This is a genomic window from Brevibacillus sp. GCM10020057 (assembly GCF_042683565.1).
In the GTDB taxonomy this organism is placed as follows: domain Bacteria; phylum Bacillota; class Bacilli; order Brevibacillales; family Brevibacillaceae; genus Brevibacillus.
This window is the reverse complement of the sequence record NZ_JBHUJW010000044.1, coordinates 61,173-77,547: the sequence shown is the minus strand read 5'-3', so window position 1 is coordinate 77,547 and position 16,375 is coordinate 61,173. Positions and strand designations below refer to the sequence as shown.

Here is a 16,375-nt window from a genome sequence, read left to right as displayed (position 1 = left end):
TCTTTGATCGGGGATACGTGGATTACGAAAAATTTGATGAATACACGGACAAAGGCATCTTTTTCGCGTCCCGCCTGAAAGAGAACGCTCAAATCCGTCATCTCTATGCGTTCCCGTTATCGGCGGAAAGCTCTGTGTTATCGGATTCGATGATCTTGCTTGGAACACCACAGAAACGGATAGATAACGTGTTACGACTGATTGAAACGCTTGATTCGAAAGGGAATCTCATTCGAATCGTTACCAATCGCTTCGATCTGGAAGCCGAAGAATTGAGTGACATCTACCGTTGGCGTTGGCAAATTGAACTATTTTTCAAGTGGATCAAGCAGCATGTAAAGATCAAGACATTCTATGGAACGAGTGACAACGCTGTAAAAAACCAAGTGTTTCTCGCTCTCATTGCCTACTGCCTGTTGCTCCTTATCAAGTTGGAAAGGAACAGCCGACACAGTCTGTTGCAAATCAGCAGATGGCTCAAAGTCTTTCTCTGGCAGGCGTTCGAGCAATGGATCGGTAGAATGGATTACCAGGCCGAACGAACATCCAGAGGCCGACAGAAACGGAAATAGCCGTTGTATGTTGTTGTTGCTGTTGTAACAAATGTATAAAACTACCAAATGGATAGTGGCTACCTTTTGCTCCGATGTTGCCGTTTTTGGTTGCGAAGTTGAAAAACCCATTCAGAATACTTCGACAAATAGTGAATTTATTTTTTATGCAACGTTAGTGTTCCGCTACATGCTTTGCACAAGCCGCCATTTCTTTTTTATGATCAGGTGACGTACTGATACTAGGCTGTTTTAGGAACTCCTGCAGCTCATGCAATTGCTCGTCTCTTGTCGCAGCCAAATACGCCCCCAATTGTCCGATCATATCGTAGCTCCTTTCTTTGAAAATCGTACAGACTAATCTTCAAAAACGGTCCACCATTGGACGCGACAGTAAATTTCAATGTTCGAGAATGGGAAAGGAAACTTCTACCGTCGTCCCCTTATTCAATTCGCTTTGGAATACAATGGTCCCCCTGTGCTCTTTCACAATCTTATGACTGATCGTTAATCCGATACCAGCACCCTTTTCTTTAGTGCTAAAGAACGGTTCTCCAATTCTTTTCAGTCGTTCTTTACTAATCCCGCATCCATGGTCAATAATTGTTACCTTGACCCAATCCGGATCGACCCTCTCCAACCGAACAAGAATTTCTCCGCCACCGGGCATGGCTTCCATTGCATTATGAAACAGATTGACAAACAATTGTTTCAGTTGATGCCTCACTCCGCTGATCATCAGCGATTCATGAGATGGCTCGCACTTTATTTCAATGTTGCTCAGAGTTGCTTCCCTCTCCAAATGTATGAGCACTTCTTGTAACAGGGCCCGCAAGTCTGTCGGCTCGCTTTTTGCTGCCTGAGGCTTTGCGAGCAGCAAGAGTTCATCGAGTTTCGTTTCAATGTTTTTGAACTCAGAGAGGATAATATCGGAATATTCCTGCTTGAATTGACCTGACTTCATTAATTGAAAAAATCCCTTGATGGACGTTAACGGATTGCGAATCTCATGGGCGATACCCGCAGCCAATTCGCCGATTGCGGCCAGAGCAGCTGATTTCCGGAGTTCTTCTTCCACCTGTTTTCTGGCTGTAATATCGACAGATGAGCCGATTACCTCTACCACTTTGCCGCCACGTACAATTGGGCGGAGAGAAGTAAAATAATAAATGTTATCGAAACGTCCCTCAAACGAGACATCGACTTCTCCCTCCCATGCCCTGCTGAAAAGTTGGTTCGTTTTCGCAGCTAATCCTTCAGGTAAAACATTGCATACGTCTTTCCCGACAACCTGTTCCGGGACGAAACCCAGCTTATATAGCAACGTTCCATCACATAATGTATAGACAAACCGTCCGTTCACTTTTTTGAACTTAAACATCATCCCCTGCTGCTTCCGAACCGTATCTTCAAACTCTTGTCTGGCAGCACGCTGATGCTCTTCCATCCAGAGGCGTTCCGTTATTTCCGTATTGATCCCATACTGCTTCACGACGCATTGAATTTCGGCAAATTTCCGCTCCAGCTCATCCGCTGGCAGTGGTTTGCTGAAAATGAAACCTTGTGCCTCATTACAAAGATGCTGTTGCAAGAAAACAAGTTGATTTCTCGAGGTCACACCTTCTGCAATCACGCTGAGGTTCAGTTGATGAGCCATGGAGATGATCATTTTCACAATCATGGCATCACTTTCATCAGTCGTACAGTAACGGATAAAGGACTTGTCGATCTTTAACGTGTCGATCGGCAGTTGTTTCAGATAAAACAGGGAGCTATACCCTTTTCCGAAATCGTCCATACTGATCTTGACCCCGAGCTCTTTTAACTCTCCTAATGTTTCGAGCGTACGGTTTACATCCTTTGTCATGCTTTCGGTGATCTCCAGACAAAGATATTGCGGAGATAGCCCCGTTTCTTCAAGAGCCCGCTTCACTGTTTCTACAAGATTGCCATGTGTAATCTGCCTTTGCGAAAGATTGACAGACATGACCACAGGATCGAAACCGGCATCTTGCCAAGCCTTATTTTGGGCGCAGGCTGTTTTCAACACCCATTCTCCGATTGGCACGATCAGTCCGGTCTCTTCTGCCAGGGGAATGAAAAGCTCTGGTAAAACGAATCCCCACTCCGGATGTTTCCAGCGAATCAATGATTCTATTCCGGAGATTCTGCCAGAGCGAATATCCACTTGAGGCTGGTAATAGACCATTAGTTCATTTCGCTCGAAAGCTTTGCGCAACTCCCACTCCATCGGCACAATCGAGTTCGTGTTCATACATTCATGATAAAAGAGGTAAGGGCATATGATCGCCTTCGCTTCTCGCATCGCTGTATCTGCATTTGCCAGCAGATTTTCTCCGTCTCTTCCATCCGTTGGATAAAAGGCAATTCCGATACTTGGGGTAATCACGATCTCTTGCTGATCGAGAATAATCGGATTGGTAAAGGCTTCGAGTATACGTTCTGCGATTCGCTCAGCCTTCACGCGGTTCACATTGCGAAGTAAAACGGCAAATTTATCCCCTTCATAACGGCATATCGTGTCATCCTCATGCAGGTTGAACGATAGACACCTAGACACTGCAATTAGCAATCGATCTCCTTTTTCACGACCAATAAAATCGATGATTTCCTGAAATCGATTCAAGCCGATGACCATAACCGTGAGCGTGTCCTCATGCTCCTGATCGCCACGCGTCACAATCAGATTCAAACGATCGGCAAAATACCGCTGATTGGGCAAACCCGTCAGCGTATCGTAATAAGTCAAATAAACAATCTGCTGTTCAGCTTTTTTTCTTCGGGTAATATCTTGGAAAAATACCGATATCCCATTCTTCGCAGGATAGGCATGAATCCAAAACCACTTTTCCGCAGGACTGTCATTCTGTTCGTATTTAACGGTAACATGCTCATCCATTGCCTTATGAAGTTTCCCGCATGAGGCTGTTCCGAAAATGCCAGGGGAGGCTTCCCATAATACTTGCCCGAGAATGTGTTCGCGTTTTTTTTCCAACAAAAGCTCGGCTTCCTTGTTGCAATAAGTAACGCGAAAATCGCTGTCAACAGCAATAAAACCATCCGTTATGCTTTCCAGAAGATTGGTAATCAGCTCGTTGGATTCTTTCAATGCCTCTTCGTATCGCTTGCGATCCGTAATATCTTTTGCAATGCCGTAAACACCTGCTATCTTGTACTCAACGGTAATGGGAACCAGCGTCAAATTAAGTTCAACATCGCGTCCTTCCTTATGAATAAAGGTGGCTTCAAAATTTTGCGGGCTCCCCTTTTTCGCCGACAAAAAGTAACGAAGTGCCTTTTCTGCATCTTTTTCGGCAATAAAGCGATCAAAAGGCAGGTTCTCAAATTCATTTTTCTGGAAGCCAAACACATCACCGACTCGGGAATTTACGCTCAGGATGGTTCCGGAATGATCCATCCACCAAATGACATCCGGATTATGCTTAAACAAAGCCTTTGCGGACTGTTCATACCTTTTCTGACGTACGTTGAGCGACTCGCCCGCAACGCTGGTTGCTGCTGCATCATTCAGTCGAACCTGCGCCACAACATCCCTGGAGTAGGCGACATCCCTGCACAAAAAGGCAATCCCGAGAATACTGTCCTGCTCATCATGCAAAGGAATCATTACCCCATAACGGGAACCCATTTGATAAAAGGGGCGCAGAGGTCCATCTGCCGTAATGTCCAACATGATTGGCGACTGGCTGTTCCACTTCTCATGCAAAAAGGATTCACATCGTCTTTTATCTTCTTCGCAGAGTGTTAGCCCGAATAAAGAAGCGGGAGCATCAGGCGAATCTTGATTCTTTATGAGAAGAAAACCGTGTTTTGAGTGGGTCTCCTGGATCAGCTGTTCCAAAAGTCTTTCCGCCTGCTTGATTCCTTCCAATTCTTTTTCTTTACTCATGCTCGGCAGCCTCCGCCCCCATTTTCTGGTTTCTTCGGTCAAAATCTATTTCAGATCAACAAATATGTCATGACCTAAAATCTCCGGCAACTGCAATAACGAAAAGACATGCATAACGTCAGGACTTACTTTTGTTATAGCAATCTGACTTCCCGCTTCCCGCAGTTCATTGATTAACGTGATCAATAACCCGATTCCAGAAGAATCAACAAATGGAACGTTCGAGAAGTCAATTTCTATGTCTTTCCTTTCCATCAAGGCAGGGGCGATTTCGTCCTGCATGATTTCTGTCACATCAATATCGAGATCCCCGTTGATTTTGACGATAGATTTTGCTTCTTCCTGAATGATTTCATACGTAAACATCTGAATCACTCCCGTTTATTCAATGATTAATTCCCCGAATTTATTCAAACGGGCATACACATTTGTTGCACTTGCTGTAAAGGTATGCGCTTTGTTGCCGACTTGAATGACCGTATCTTCTATTGCCAATCCGATCCGAATCGTTCCAGTCTTCGGAACGAAGATTTTCGTGGCAATCCCACCTCTCGTCCCCGCTTCTGCTACTTTGACAACCTTGGTAGCGTAGATTTCGCCCCCGCGAACAAAGCCATCCACTTCAATACATCCGCCTGCATGAAGTCTCGAATTGTAAATGCCCTTTTCAATCAAAATGTCACCGCTTGAATACAATTCACTATTATGCGCAATACTTGCTTTAATAAAGCAAAGCTCATTATCGGTTTCACTGACGGAATGATACAATTCTTCAGCCAGTTTAATTACCTGCTGAATGTCCTCAACCGTTCTGAATTCCGAAAAGGTGGCATTGATAAAACCTCTTTGCATTCGTTCAGCCAGTTCAAACCACTTTTCTTCCAACGCATCTCTTCCGCTATGAATGTGTCTGACCAATGTCTTCGTCAACGGCAGGAACAATCTATACTTTCCATCGTATAAAATTTTCAACAAAGGACCGAGACCGGTTCGGGTAAAAGTGGATACCTTAAATGCAGAAACGGATGAGAGTTGCTGGATCGCTCTCACCATATTTTTCATTTGGCCAAGCAGGTCACCCAAAATGAGAGAAATATCAGCTTTCAGGAGATTGTTTTTCCCCGCAGCGACCTCACTGGAAATGACATTGTTCTGAACAATGATGGCTTTGCCAGAAAAAACTTTTGCCCTGTTGATATTTTCCCGGACAAAGATATTCCCCTGGGTTTCCACAAGCATCGCATCTTGCACGGAACCCAAAATTTCAACATCTCCAATGTAATGAATATTCCCCGTTTGGATGTCAATATCTTTACTCAGGATTAATTTGGGGATGACCGAGATTTTCGCCACATGTCCTTTGACTACAATTTCAGGATGGCCCGAGGCTGTGGCGACCGCTTTTGTTCCGTTTTCTACCAGCGCAACGCCTTTTCCTTCTATAACGGAAAGGGGATAAACCTCCGGTGCAGATACCATTTCATTCGTTACAGAAATACCCGCTATTCCCTGTTGAGGCGGTTGAACAACACCTAAAACCTGTCCTCGCTCCACAGAGGGGAACTGTTGAATCTCCCGGTAATCAATCGTTCCATCTTCCCGGTGTTTTAATCCCTTTTTGATTTCGACTTCTTGCGTTGGCTGGAAGTACCCATTCTTTCCAGGTGTAGGAGGGGTTCCTCTGGCGATCACAAATGTCCCCTCTACTTCACTCGTACACGCGCGGGCGATTTCAGAAAAATCAACGCCATGAGCAACTTCCAGTTCTTTGAGTTTATCCAAAATGGGATCGATGTCGATCACAATGAAATCCTTTAATTCAGTTACTTCCAACTCGACAAACTGGTGGGGGAGCTTGTCCATCAGCCTCCGGTAAATGCGAATGCCGGGGGTGACTTTCAAGAGCGCTGCCATACCGTCATCGCTGACCTTGACTTCCCATTTTGGCTCCATAATTTCATCTTCCAGTTCAACTTGCAGCAAATCATTTTCACTTACTACCACTGTCTTTTCAATAAGTTCACCATTTTTGTAAAATTTAACCCCTTTTTTCGGTGCGACCATAGGATATCTATCCGGCGCATCTTTACAATAGATACGTCCTTCGCTTACCCAAACCTTGCCCGACAGCTCGTGTTCATCCTCAGAAGCAGCATCATCAGGCGCGTCTGGGACAGGAGAGAAATCTTCCGGAAAATCCATAGACTCTACAGCCTGTCTGAGCGCTTCCATAGCGGATAACGGTTGTTCGACGTCTTCCCTGTTGTTTTTTTCTCCCCTAACGGTGACCCGAACCACTGCAGGCCTTGACCTGAGACCTAAAAACCTTTTTTCTTCATGCTCAATGATTTCTATATCTACCTCATCCCTCTTTGCATTCAATAATTCCAATGCAATGCTTACTGCCTCTTTTACCGTTTTCCCCTTGGACACAATGTTTCTCTCCATAATTTTTATCCTCCTTAAGGAGAAGTGACAGGTTCTTTAACACTGGTCGTCTCTTCCTTTACCGACTTTCAAAATCACCATCGTGATATCATCCCTCTGCGGTGAACCTTCCGTAAAGCTGGTTAACGTCTCGATCACAATCGTTTCAAGCTCGGATGCCGTTTTATGCGCATTTTGTATCAGCGTTTCATTGAGACGTTCGATTTGGAACATCTCCCCTTTGCCATTTTGCGCCTCCACGATCCCGTCCGTATAGAAGAACAGCGTATCCCCCTCCAATAAACGGAGCTGTTTTTCCTGATAAACCTGATCGGGCAATCCGCCTAGCATCACCCCTTTGAGATCTGGCAGTTCAAAGGCCTCTAGGTTTTCGCGAACGAGTACCGGCATGTAATGACCGGCATTGGCGTAGACAATATTGCCGGTAACGGGGTCCCAATCTGCACAAAATACAGTGACGAACGAGTTTAATGTCCGCAAATCCTTGTAAATTGCTTTATTCATGGAAGTAAGGGTTTCTCCCGGTCCCTGAGTCACTTCCGCCGCGCTGCGAAATGCCCCGCGAGTCAGAATCATGAGCATGGCAGCCGGTATCCCTTTCCCCATAACATCCCCGATGATGATCCTGACTCTCCCATCGGAAAGCGGATAGAAATCGAAGTAGTCTCCGCCGATCATCCTGGCCGGAATGGAAAATCCTGAAACTTCACTGTTTGGCAATACCGGCTTTTCTCCATTTAACAATTGCCTTTGAATTTTCCTTGCCAGTTGAATTTCCCGTTTCAAGGAAAGGTATGAATCCATGTTATTCTGCTCTTGGTTCATCAGATTGCAAAACATCTGCTTATTGCCCTCCTTTAAGAAGGGCCTCCTTGATTCTGTAAACCCCTACCGTCTCGAATAAATCATGAGTCTCCTTGTTCAACCCTTCAAACGTAACGGCAATACCACGGTCAGCTGCGGCATGAATGATGGAAAGTATGGAACCTATTCCGGTGGAATCAATAAAATCCAGGCCAGAAAAATCAATGATGATCTCGGTCATGTCGTCAGGAATTTCCACCATAAAGTTTTCTACAGTGGAATAATCCATCAGACCTATAACTTTCACACATAAGGTTGATCCATGAATTTCCTCTTTCATCACTAAGCTCATGACAATTCCTCCCAATCGCTGCGTCAAACTGTGCCGCTCATCAGGGCTTGCAGAATATAAGTACAGTTACTTAGAGTTTAAAACGCTCCATCTTTTGCAACAGTACATTCGCGATATCCGATAGTTCACTGGACTGGGCATGAAGGGATTTTAACAAGTCGGCTAATGTAATGGTGATTTCCGTTGTATTATTCGTCCTCTCTTTGGCCCAATCGCGAATCCGATTGATCTTGTCCAAGATTTCTGTTGCCTTTGAATTCTCTTTTTGCTGCTCCAGAAGTTCTTCCACCTGATCCAGGCAGAAAAAGATCTCATCTATTGAATCTCTTGCTGTAGCGGTTTTTTCCATGGAGAGCGAAAATGCCTTTTCCACCGAATGGTTCGCTTCTGCTTCCAGTACAACAGCTACTCTTTGGGCTTGTATTGCCTTTTTGTGCGTATCCGTTAGCAACCTGCGAAGCGCATACGTCATTTTATTTACCGAATGAGACAAATCTCCAAGTTCCCCCTTGGCGGTTACGTCGCTTCTCGCCGTTAAATCGCCGGTTTCCAGTTGTTTCATTTGCGCAATAATTTTCTGGATGTCTTTATAAATCTTCGCGAAAAATCTCGCAGTCAGCGCAAATAACGCAACCAAAGAAACGAAACCGGAGACAATGAGGATGACCGAATGCCGCACCAGTGGAGAACGGATTTCGTCAAAATCCAGAGCTATATAGACGACCTTGTCATCCTTGATCGGCAGAAACATCTTGTAGATTTTTTTCTTGTCGATGCTCTGTATCGAAGTGACGACTTTGGGTTGTACCGACAGTTGTGTCAGGAGTCTGATATCTTCATCGCTTTCATAATTGAATGTGCCGTGTACGATCTTCTTCAGCGGAGGGTATAGTTTTTGTTCCAATGATGGGTCAGCAAATACCTTTGGCGTTAAAATTCCAATTTCCTTGACGTTGCTGTTTTCTTTCCTCACCTTGGAAATCCAGACATCCGGACCAATTTCCCGCGTAAATTGATAAACTTCTCCGGCTTCGATAAAAACATTGATGATGTAAGGCTTTCCAGGAGGGTGATAGTAGGAATATTTATAGAAGGCAGGTTGGTCAACATGTGATTCTGACTGCGCGATTGGCAGGACCACCATATTGTTTTCAAGAAATGTGGCACCCGGGACACTTACTTTTCTTCCATTCAGCAAGTTGTCCGCCGCTTCCAAAAATCCTACCTTTTTCAAACTGAAACCAATATCCTGCGGTTCGGTAGACAGAACACCTACGATGTCTCCTTCCGTTTTCGCAAGTATCGTTATACCCGCGACTCCCATTTCATCCCTTGTCGCTATCAGTTCTTCATTTGTAATCATCTGTAAATTTTTGTTCTGTAACCGATCCGCAATACGTTCTGCATAGGATATCAACTTCAAATCGATTTGGTGTTCGATTGCGCTTGAGGCGAGTAATGTTTCCTCGATGCCTTTGTTAATGCTCTCGGCAATCATGAATGCCTGATTATCCGTCTCCAGCGTTATTTGTTGATTGATGAGATACAGTTGGACCACGCCGGTTATCACGGATATGATAATCAAAACGAAGAAAATTCGGCTCAAAAACTGTTGAAGCAATGATTTGTGTTGTTTCCTGTTCATGAAAAGTTAACCTCCCTCCCATTCATTTTCTGCTTCCACCCACTGCATAGCGATTTGGCGAATTTCATCCAATTTGTTATTGCAGCAATGCCCTTCCTCTTCGTACTCAACGAGCTTCTTTTCTGCAGGCAACAAGTTGAATAATTCATACATATCAGCCGAAGTCACCATCTGGTCTTTCTTTCCGTGGAAAACAACTGTCGGCGACCGATACGATAATTCCCTGAAATCCGGAATGGGAGTATGTCCGGGAGCAAGCGTACATGAACATTCCATTCGACCAAGAAAATATCCTGGGAGATTCAATTTTTCAAACTCAACCGCAGGACTGACGGCTACCGTTTTTTTAATTTTTGCGAAACAGCTTCCGTAAAGCGCCCATGAAGCTCCCAAGCTAGTCCCAAATAAATAAATTGGCTTGTTTGGAAAGAGATCGGAAGCAAAATCGATTAATTGGCCCATGAATTCTTCCCAGCGCTTTTTGGTACCTTGCAAACCGTGTAACACATAGCTCTCACCCTGCCCCGGCCCGTCAAAACTAACTGTAGTAAAGCCAGCTTTCAGAAAATCTGATTCGTATGTAAACAACTCTTCCTTGGATGAATCAATCGGATTGACGATAATCATGATCCCTCGCGAATGATCAGGGATGCGAATTCGGCCCGCACATTTATGGCGGTCGACTTCGATCCATTCATACTGCGTTTGAACAGGGGATATACAATCAGCTATGCGAAACATTTCCAAACACTTTTTATACCATTTTTCTTTTTCAGGGGTACGCGTTGGGAAAAGCCAGTAAACGAGATTGTAATACAAGCCCGTCAAACGGTACATATATTCTGCTTCGGCAATCAAGCCTTCGCTCTTTACGAAATCGGCATGCTTTTTTTTCTCTTTCGCCAGTGAATGCCAACGATCAATCCAATGTTCTGCGGAAATAAGTTCAGGCCGAACCTTGGACAGATCGTCGGCATCAACTCCGTGAACAAGCCATCTCTCCCAAAACTGATCGATGAGTAAAGAAGTTCTGATCGTTCTATTGATGGTCCTTTCAGATAGCAAGGTCTTCATTCTTTTTCCCGCCCTCTTCATAATAAAAAACAAGAATGACGCAAGAACCTTCAGAAGATGTAGACAAGAGAAGCTGATCGGCCATTTTCATCATGAGAGTGAAGCCTTGTCCAAGTGACTTCTTGGTGGAATAACCCACCATCAATGTGGAGTTCGGAAGGAGTTTCAAATCAAAGCCCGGACCTCTGTCTTCAACGATTACATTCACATGCTGACCATTTTGCACAATGACCATTTTTCCTTCTACCGCATGTTTGAGAACATTCGTAATCGCTTCAGATATGACCAGAAGCAAACTTGTAATCTGCATATGGCTAAATCCCGTTTGGAGCAGACAACTTTTGGCGATTTCCCTCGCTTTCGGAATATCCGAACGCACTTTTATGGCTGCTTCGCACAAGACTTTGCCATCCTTGTACTTTTCTATTTCACGTTTTGACACCAAAAGAAACTTCCCCTGGGTTACGGCATACATGACGTCACGATAGACTTGCCATACTTCACCTTCTTCTGTTGAATCGCCGCATTTCTTTGCTTCTTTCGGATGAAAGATAGAGGATATGTTTTCTTTTTCCTCCTCATAGACTTTCAAAAAACTTTCGTGGTATTTACCCGGCAACTGCAATTCACGAACAAGGAGATACACGTCTTCGTTTTCCATGATCCAGTTCACCATGCAGTTGGACAAGAAGAGAAGATAATCAGCCTCGTCCGCTTGATTCTCTGCAAATGTTTCCATGGTAAAAGGCAAATAGATCAGGCTGTCTTGAAGCGATTTATCGGTATTGAGCCGCTTTGCCAGCTTGCGTGCAAGCAATCCGATCAATGCTCGTTTTTGAGCGTCGAAAGGACTGTCGATCGATATAGGTTGAGGAAATTGTACTTGTGGCCCTGGCTTTGATTTCCATTGGTCTTTATTGCCTAATATCTTGTTTAGTATTGATCTCACAAGGTAGTTGCCCCCTCACAAAATGCCCAACGGGGGCATGATAGTGATTTCATCAATGACGGCACCTTCAGGCTGGCACAGCAGATAAACGATATGCTTGGCTAATGATTCCACCGGGATCATTTGCGATGTATCCGGTTTTGGTTCTACTAAATCCCACAATGGAGTATGGACTGCGCCTGGTAAAACGGCCGTCACCTGGACACCTTTCCCCCGAAGCTCCATCTGCAGCACTCTCGTCAGACCCAACACCCCGAATTTGGAAGCGGAATATCCGCCGCAACCGGACAGCGCAGTTGTGCCGGCAATCGAGACGAGATTAATGATCCTCCCCCCGTGGTTTTGAACCATATGTTGCCCAAAGTGCTTGCAGCAAAGAAACGTTCCCCTCAGATTTACCGAAACCATTCGGTCGAAATCATCGGTGTCCATCGTCAGCGTAGGCTGAAACACGCCGATCCCCGCACAATTGATGAGCACATCGACTTTCCCGTATGTCGATATGGCTTGTCCCGCAAAACGGCGAACAGAGCTTTCATCTGTAACATCCAAAGACATCACCAGGGGATTTGAATGCATTTGGGAAGCAACAGACTTTAATCCGTTTTCATTTCTTGCCCCAAGAACAAGATTGGCTCCCAGTTGGTCCAAAAACACCGCTGTTGCTTTCCCAATCCCTTTGGACGCGCCGGTAATTGCGATTGTCCTTCCTCTGAGCTGCCCAAAATCAATCATGATTGCTCACCCGTTCCGAAAAACTCAAAATAATTTTTTTCGGTTTCCCAAAGACCGATCTTATGCAGTTGCGGAAGATGCGGATGCAACATGTTATAAATCACCATCGCAACCACCTCCGATGTCGGGTTCAAATCCTTGAATTCTTCCGTATCCAGATTCAAATGTTTGTGGTCAAATTTATTCAGGACGACAGTCTCGACGATCTCATCCAGTTCAGACAGGTTGATAATCATTCCAGTGATCGGGTCAGGTTCTCCCTGGACCGTTACATCAAGGTAATAGTTGTGTCCGTGACCATGCGGATTGTTACATTTTCCGAACAGCGCCAGATTTTCCTCCGGAGACAGATATTTGCTGTCCAAGCGATGTGCCGCACAAAAATGATATTTGCGTGTAAGTCTGGTCATGGAACCACCCTCCCTTTCTGCAGACAAATAATGGTTTTCATGCAATCGAATCCGATGCAATTCGCAACCTTCAAACCGATTTTCAAGAGAACCCCAGATATAATTGACCAGGTTTTCCGTGGTTGGAATGTGTTGCTGAAAAAAGGGATGCTCCCGATCCAGAAATTTCCCGTCCAGCTCCTCTTCTACAAACGATGTGACCATTTCTTTAATCGCAGTCGTATTGATCACAATGCCCGTTTTCTCGTTCAAAGGCCCTTTGACCATTACTTCGAGTCTGTAATCATGCCCGTGTCCGCTCGGATTATTGCAGCGGCCGAATACGCGGCGATTTTCTTCATCACTCCACACGGGTACACGATAGACATGAGTGGCCGAAAAATCGATTCTTCGCGATAAATAGAGCACGTTTGACCTCCTTGTCTGGCAGGTTCTTTGCATTTGCTGATCTTTGCGTTCTATTGCCTTGCAAGGGAGCGTTCAAACTCTTCACATAGCGCCGTATTTTCGGCAAACAATCCCTTTTTCACCGTCGTCACGGTAACTGTGCCTGGTTTTTTGATCCCTCTCGCGCACATGCACAGGTGAGTCCCTTCCACCGTCACGATCACTCCTTTTGGGTTCAGCACATTCCGTATGGCATCAGCAATTTGCGTCGTCATTCTCTCCTGCACCTGCGGCCGTTGGGACACGAGTTCCACCAATCTGGCAAATTTGCTTAACCCTACGATTCTTCCATCTGGTATGTATCCAATATGTGCCTTACCGTAAAAAGGGATGATATGGTGCTCGCAAAACGTATAGTAGCTAATATCCTTTACCGTAATGATGCCGTCATACTGTTCTTCAAACGTAGTGGTCAATGCCGTCTCAGGATTTACCCCTACCCCGGAAAAAACTTCCCGGTACATTTTTGCAACTCGTTTCGGGGTATCCAAAAGCCCCTCGCGTTCCGGGTCTTCGCCTATTTCCTTCAAAATATTGCGAATGCCTTCTTCGATGACATCGTTCTGGATCAAGTTGCTCGTTGCTAGCGGCTTCATAGCAAGACCCCCTCTATTAAATTAAAAATCCAGTCCGATTTAAGGACTGGATTTTTTACAAATACCCATTCCCAATTCGGCAACCCGGCTATCATAGCGTTTCCTGCTTTAGACCCGTGGCTTTGCGTCCCCATCTTTCAATGGGTTTGCCATTTTTCATAAGGAATTTCTGTTGACGATTAATAATGATGTCAACATTCGACATATTCAATTATTATTCAACAATTTCAGACATTCTTGCGACTTTTGTCCCAGTTCCATATTACCTGGAAAGACGTCTGGTTTTACACTGGCATGAGTTGTTATTTCCTCTTCATACCGCTTCGCTTCCCCAAGCAAATAGACCTACTTATCATTCATGTACATAAGACTAATTAACCAAAAAATATCGTGTAAATAGAAATTTTGACTGATTTTGTCGAATCTCTTTTTCATTATTCTACCTTCGTTTTTGATTCATTTCAATCCTGAAATCACCAATTCATGTAATAATCATTCCGTCAACTAGTAAATTAAAACAAATTTGCCAACTAATATATCACTAAGCCAAAAGAATAATTTTCATAATATATAGTAGGACCCGCGCTTTCCATCTGCATCCGGATTTTTCGTTGTATTACCCGATGCTCTGCCAAATCGTATAGTCTCCTTCGACAGCAAAAGCCGCAAACCCGGTTCACTCCCCGAGCTTGCGGCTCTATGCCGGCACCTCACAAAAAACGGCGGTGCACTTTCTTGCCATCGTACGTAAACAAGACCTGGCGATCCTCGATGACTGTCTCCAGATGGACGCTTTTCCCCCATAGTGAATAGAGGTACGGCAGCGTTTTTTCCACGTACTTCACATCCAGCTCCAGCCCCTCGAAATGATGCTTCAACAGCAGCTCGCCCGACCGCAAATAATCTCCGTCGTGGACCATCAGGTACGGGAAGCCGCCGTTGACCCGTGCACCCGCCAAGCCGTCCCGCACCTGCTCCCATTGTTTATCCGTGACGACCCAATCATTGCCCTGCTTGCCGAACATGTACAGATCCAGGTCGTTCACCAGTTCCTTCGTCAGAAAGTTGCTGATGAAGCTGATGTCCGATTCCAGCTCGCGCACCTCGAAAATTTTTGCGCGTCCCTCCCCGGGCTTGCGGCCGAATCGCTCCTGCTCCTCCTTGGTCGGATGATCCCAGCGCCGTTCGATGTCCTCAAAAATTTTCAGCCCCAAATGATACGGGTTGATGCTCGTTGCAGACGGCTGGATGACAGAGGAATGCAGCTTGGCGAAATCGATGGTCTCTGCCTCCGTCAGTTCCATTTCCCGCAGGATGCGCATGTGCCAGTAGGTCGCCCAGCCTTCGTTCATGATCTTCGTCTCCAGCTGCGGCCAGAAGTAGAGCATCTCGTCGCGGATGATCGTCAGCACGTCCCGCTGCCAATCCTCCAGGACGGTGCTGTACTCCATGATGAACAGCAGCAGGTCTTTTTCCGGCTCGGGCGGGAATTTGCGCACTGGCTTTGCCGGCTCGCTCTCGGCTTGCTTTTCCTGGCCGTCCAGCCCCCACAGATCGTCGTACGGCGAGTGGCGTTCCGGTTTGCTTCTTTTCGCAGGCTCCTCCGGTTCGCGTTTCCAGCGCAGCTTGGGTCGCAGCAGGCTCGGGTCGATGTGCTCCTGAATCGCCAGGCACGCATCGAGGAAATTTTCCACTGCTTCCTTGCCGTATTCGATCTCGTACTGGCGGATGCGCTCGGAGCTGGCTGCCATGCTCTCGACCATGTCCCGGTTCGTGTTGGAAAAGCGCATGTTGTTTTTGAAAAAATCGCAGTGGGCGAGCACGTGTGCCACGATCAGCTTGTTTTGGATCAGCGAGTTGCCGTCCAGCAAAAAGGCGTAGCACGGATTCGAGTTGATGACCAATTCGTAGATTTTGCTCAAATTCAGATCGTACGACAGCTTCATCCGGTAGAACGATTTGCCGAAGCTCCAGTGCGAAAACCGCGTCGGCATGCCGTAAGCTCCAAACGTATAGATAATATCCGCCGGGCAGATTTCGTAGCGCATCGGGTAAAAATCAAGGCCGAACCCCTTGGCAATCTCGGTTATTTCATCAATGGACCGCTCCAGCTCTTTGCGTTCTTCGTTGGTCAATGCCCTTCCCCTCCCATTTGCCAAAGCCTACTTTTATATATATGGGGAAAGCCGGCAAAAGACGACGGCACTGCCGAAAAGATATCAGGTGATTCATCATAGACGATCTGCGGAAATGTGGCTATAATGTCATTAATTACGCTATTTTAACCATTTACAACTTGCAAACAATCATAACCTTGTGGAAGCGATGAACACCCATTCACATCTGGGCACTTGAATGGCTGGGAGCGAGTAGTGCAACCGACCCTGTTTTTGAATGTAGATAAGGTCGGTTTTTTTATGGGCAATTTTGGCG

At 45.6% G+C, this 16,375-nt stretch carries 14 protein-coding genes and 2 riboswitches; of the genes, 1 reads left to right on the top strand and 13 read right to left on the bottom strand.

The window, feature by feature from the left end; translation table 11 throughout:
* Positions 1 to 572 (top strand): IS4 family transposase (locus ACFSO0_RS19725; protein ID WP_376883414.1); only part of this gene is annotated, 572 nt, incomplete at its 5' end.
* A 154-nt stretch (positions 573 to 726) separates the two neighbouring features.
* On the opposite strand, the gene ACFSO0_RS19720 is transcribed toward ACFSO0_RS19725, so the two are convergent.
* The 13 genes from ACFSO0_RS19720 to ACFSO0_RS19660 form a co-directional block, all read right to left on the bottom strand.
* Positions 727 to 876, bottom strand: coding sequence for a hypothetical protein (locus ACFSO0_RS19720; RefSeq protein WP_376883412.1), 150 nt, complete (start codon positions 874 to 876; stop codon positions 727 to 729).
* Positions 877 to 951: 75 nt separating this feature from the next.
* A complete protein-coding gene (locus ACFSO0_RS19715; protein ID WP_376883410.1) occupies positions 952 to 4,482 on the bottom strand; it encodes an EAL domain-containing protein in 3,531 nt (1,176 codons plus the stop codon).
* Positions 4,483 to 4,527: 45 nt separating this feature from the next.
* Entirely contained in the window at positions 4,528 to 4,848 is a 321-nt protein-coding gene (locus tag ACFSO0_RS19710; protein ID WP_376883408.1) for an STAS domain-containing protein, read from the bottom strand.
* 15 nt (positions 4,849 to 4,863) lie between these two features.
* A complete protein-coding gene (locus ACFSO0_RS19705) occupies positions 4,864 to 6,930 on the bottom strand; it encodes a flagellar assembly protein A (protein ID WP_376883406.1) in 2,067 nt (688 codons plus the stop codon).
* A 36-nt stretch (positions 6,931 to 6,966) separates the two neighbouring features.
* On the bottom strand, positions 6,967 to 7,770 hold the full coding sequence (locus ACFSO0_RS19700; RefSeq protein WP_376883404.1) for a PP2C family protein-serine/threonine phosphatase: 804 nt from the start codon (positions 7,768 to 7,770) through the stop codon (positions 6,967 to 6,969).
* Positions 7,771 to 7,774: 4 nt separating this feature from the next.
* Positions 7,775 to 8,086: an STAS domain-containing protein gene (locus ACFSO0_RS19695; protein WP_376883402.1), complete on the bottom strand. Its 312-nt coding sequence runs from the start codon at positions 8,084 to 8,086 to the stop codon at positions 7,775 to 7,777.
* A 70-nt stretch (positions 8,087 to 8,156) separates the two neighbouring features.
* Positions 8,157 to 9,731: a HAMP domain-containing protein gene (locus tag ACFSO0_RS19690; RefSeq protein ID WP_376883400.1), complete on the bottom strand. Its 1,575-nt coding sequence runs from the start codon at positions 9,729 to 9,731 to the stop codon at positions 8,157 to 8,159.
* A 6-nt stretch (positions 9,732 to 9,737) separates the two neighbouring features.
* Entirely contained in the window at positions 9,738 to 10,805 is a 1,068-nt protein-coding gene (locus ACFSO0_RS19685) for an alpha/beta hydrolase (RefSeq protein WP_376883398.1), read from the bottom strand.
* Entirely contained in the window at positions 10,786 to 11,754 is a 969-nt protein-coding gene (locus tag ACFSO0_RS19680; RefSeq protein ID WP_376883396.1) for an ATP-binding protein, read from the bottom strand. Before ACFSO0_RS19680 ends, ACFSO0_RS19685 begins: the two co-directional genes overlap by 20 nt.
* A gap of 15 nt (positions 11,755 to 11,769) precedes the next feature.
* Positions 11,770 to 12,489: an SDR family oxidoreductase gene (locus ACFSO0_RS19675; RefSeq protein ID WP_376883394.1), complete on the bottom strand. Its 720-nt coding sequence runs from the start codon at positions 12,487 to 12,489 to the stop codon at positions 11,770 to 11,772.
* Positions 12,486 to 13,307: a 6-carboxytetrahydropterin synthase gene (locus ACFSO0_RS19670; protein ID WP_376883392.1), complete on the bottom strand. Its 822-nt coding sequence runs from the start codon at positions 13,305 to 13,307 to the stop codon at positions 12,486 to 12,488. The genes ACFSO0_RS19675 and ACFSO0_RS19670 overlap by 4 nt, the downstream gene beginning before the upstream one ends.
* 50 nt (positions 13,308 to 13,357) lie before the next feature.
* A complete protein-coding gene (gene folE, locus ACFSO0_RS19665; protein ID WP_376883390.1) occupies positions 13,358 to 13,942 on the bottom strand; it encodes a GTP cyclohydrolase I FolE in 585 nt (194 codons plus the stop codon).
* Between the two features lie 75 nt (positions 13,943 to 14,017).
* A riboswitch (cyclic di-GMP riboswitch) is annotated at positions 14,018 to 14,103 on the bottom strand.
* Between the two features lie 549 nt (positions 14,104 to 14,652).
* Complete coding sequence (locus ACFSO0_RS19660) at positions 14,653 to 16,077, bottom strand: SpoVR family protein (protein ID WP_376883388.1); 1,425 nt, start codon at positions 16,075 to 16,077, stop codon at positions 14,653 to 14,655.
* A gap of 174 nt (positions 16,078 to 16,251) precedes the next feature.
* Positions 16,252 to 16,335, top strand: a riboswitch (cyclic di-GMP riboswitch).
* The last annotated feature ends 40 nt before the right edge of the window (positions 16,336 to 16,375 follow it).

Coding starts and splice junctions, on each gene's coding strand:
- ACFSO0_RS19705 (WP_376883406.1), bottom strand. CDS start 6,930: ATGGAGAGAAACATTGTGTCCAAGGGGAAAACGGTAAAAGAGGCAGTA.
- ACFSO0_RS19720 (WP_376883412.1), bottom strand. CDS start 876: ATGATCGGACAATTGGGGGCGTATTTGGCTGCGACAAGAGACGAGCAA.
- ACFSO0_RS19685 (WP_376883398.1), bottom strand. CDS start 10,805: ATGAAGACCTTGCTATCTGAAAGGACCATCAATAGAACGATCAGAACT.
- ACFSO0_RS19710 (WP_376883408.1), bottom strand. CDS start 4,848: ATGTTTACGTATGAAATCATTCAGGAAGAAGCAAAATCTATCGTCAAA.
- folE (WP_376883390.1), bottom strand. CDS start 13,942: ATGAAGCCGCTAGCAACGAGCAACTTGATCCAGAACGATGTCATCGAA.
- ACFSO0_RS19675 (WP_376883394.1), bottom strand. CDS start 12,489: ATGATTGATTTTGGGCAGCTCAGAGGAAGGACAATCGCAATTACCGGC.
- ACFSO0_RS19695 (WP_376883402.1), bottom strand. CDS start 8,086: ATGAGCTTAGTGATGAAAGAGGAAATTCATGGATCAACCTTATGTGTG.
- ACFSO0_RS19715 (WP_376883410.1), bottom strand. CDS start 4,482: ATGAGTAAAGAAAAAGAATTGGAAGGAATCAAGCAGGCGGAAAGACTT.
- ACFSO0_RS19690 (WP_376883400.1), bottom strand. CDS start 9,731: ATGAACAGGAAACAACACAAATCATTGCTTCAACAGTTTTTGAGCCGA.
- ACFSO0_RS19700 (WP_376883404.1), bottom strand. CDS start 7,770: ATGTTTTGCAATCTGATGAACCAAGAGCAGAATAACATGGATTCATAC.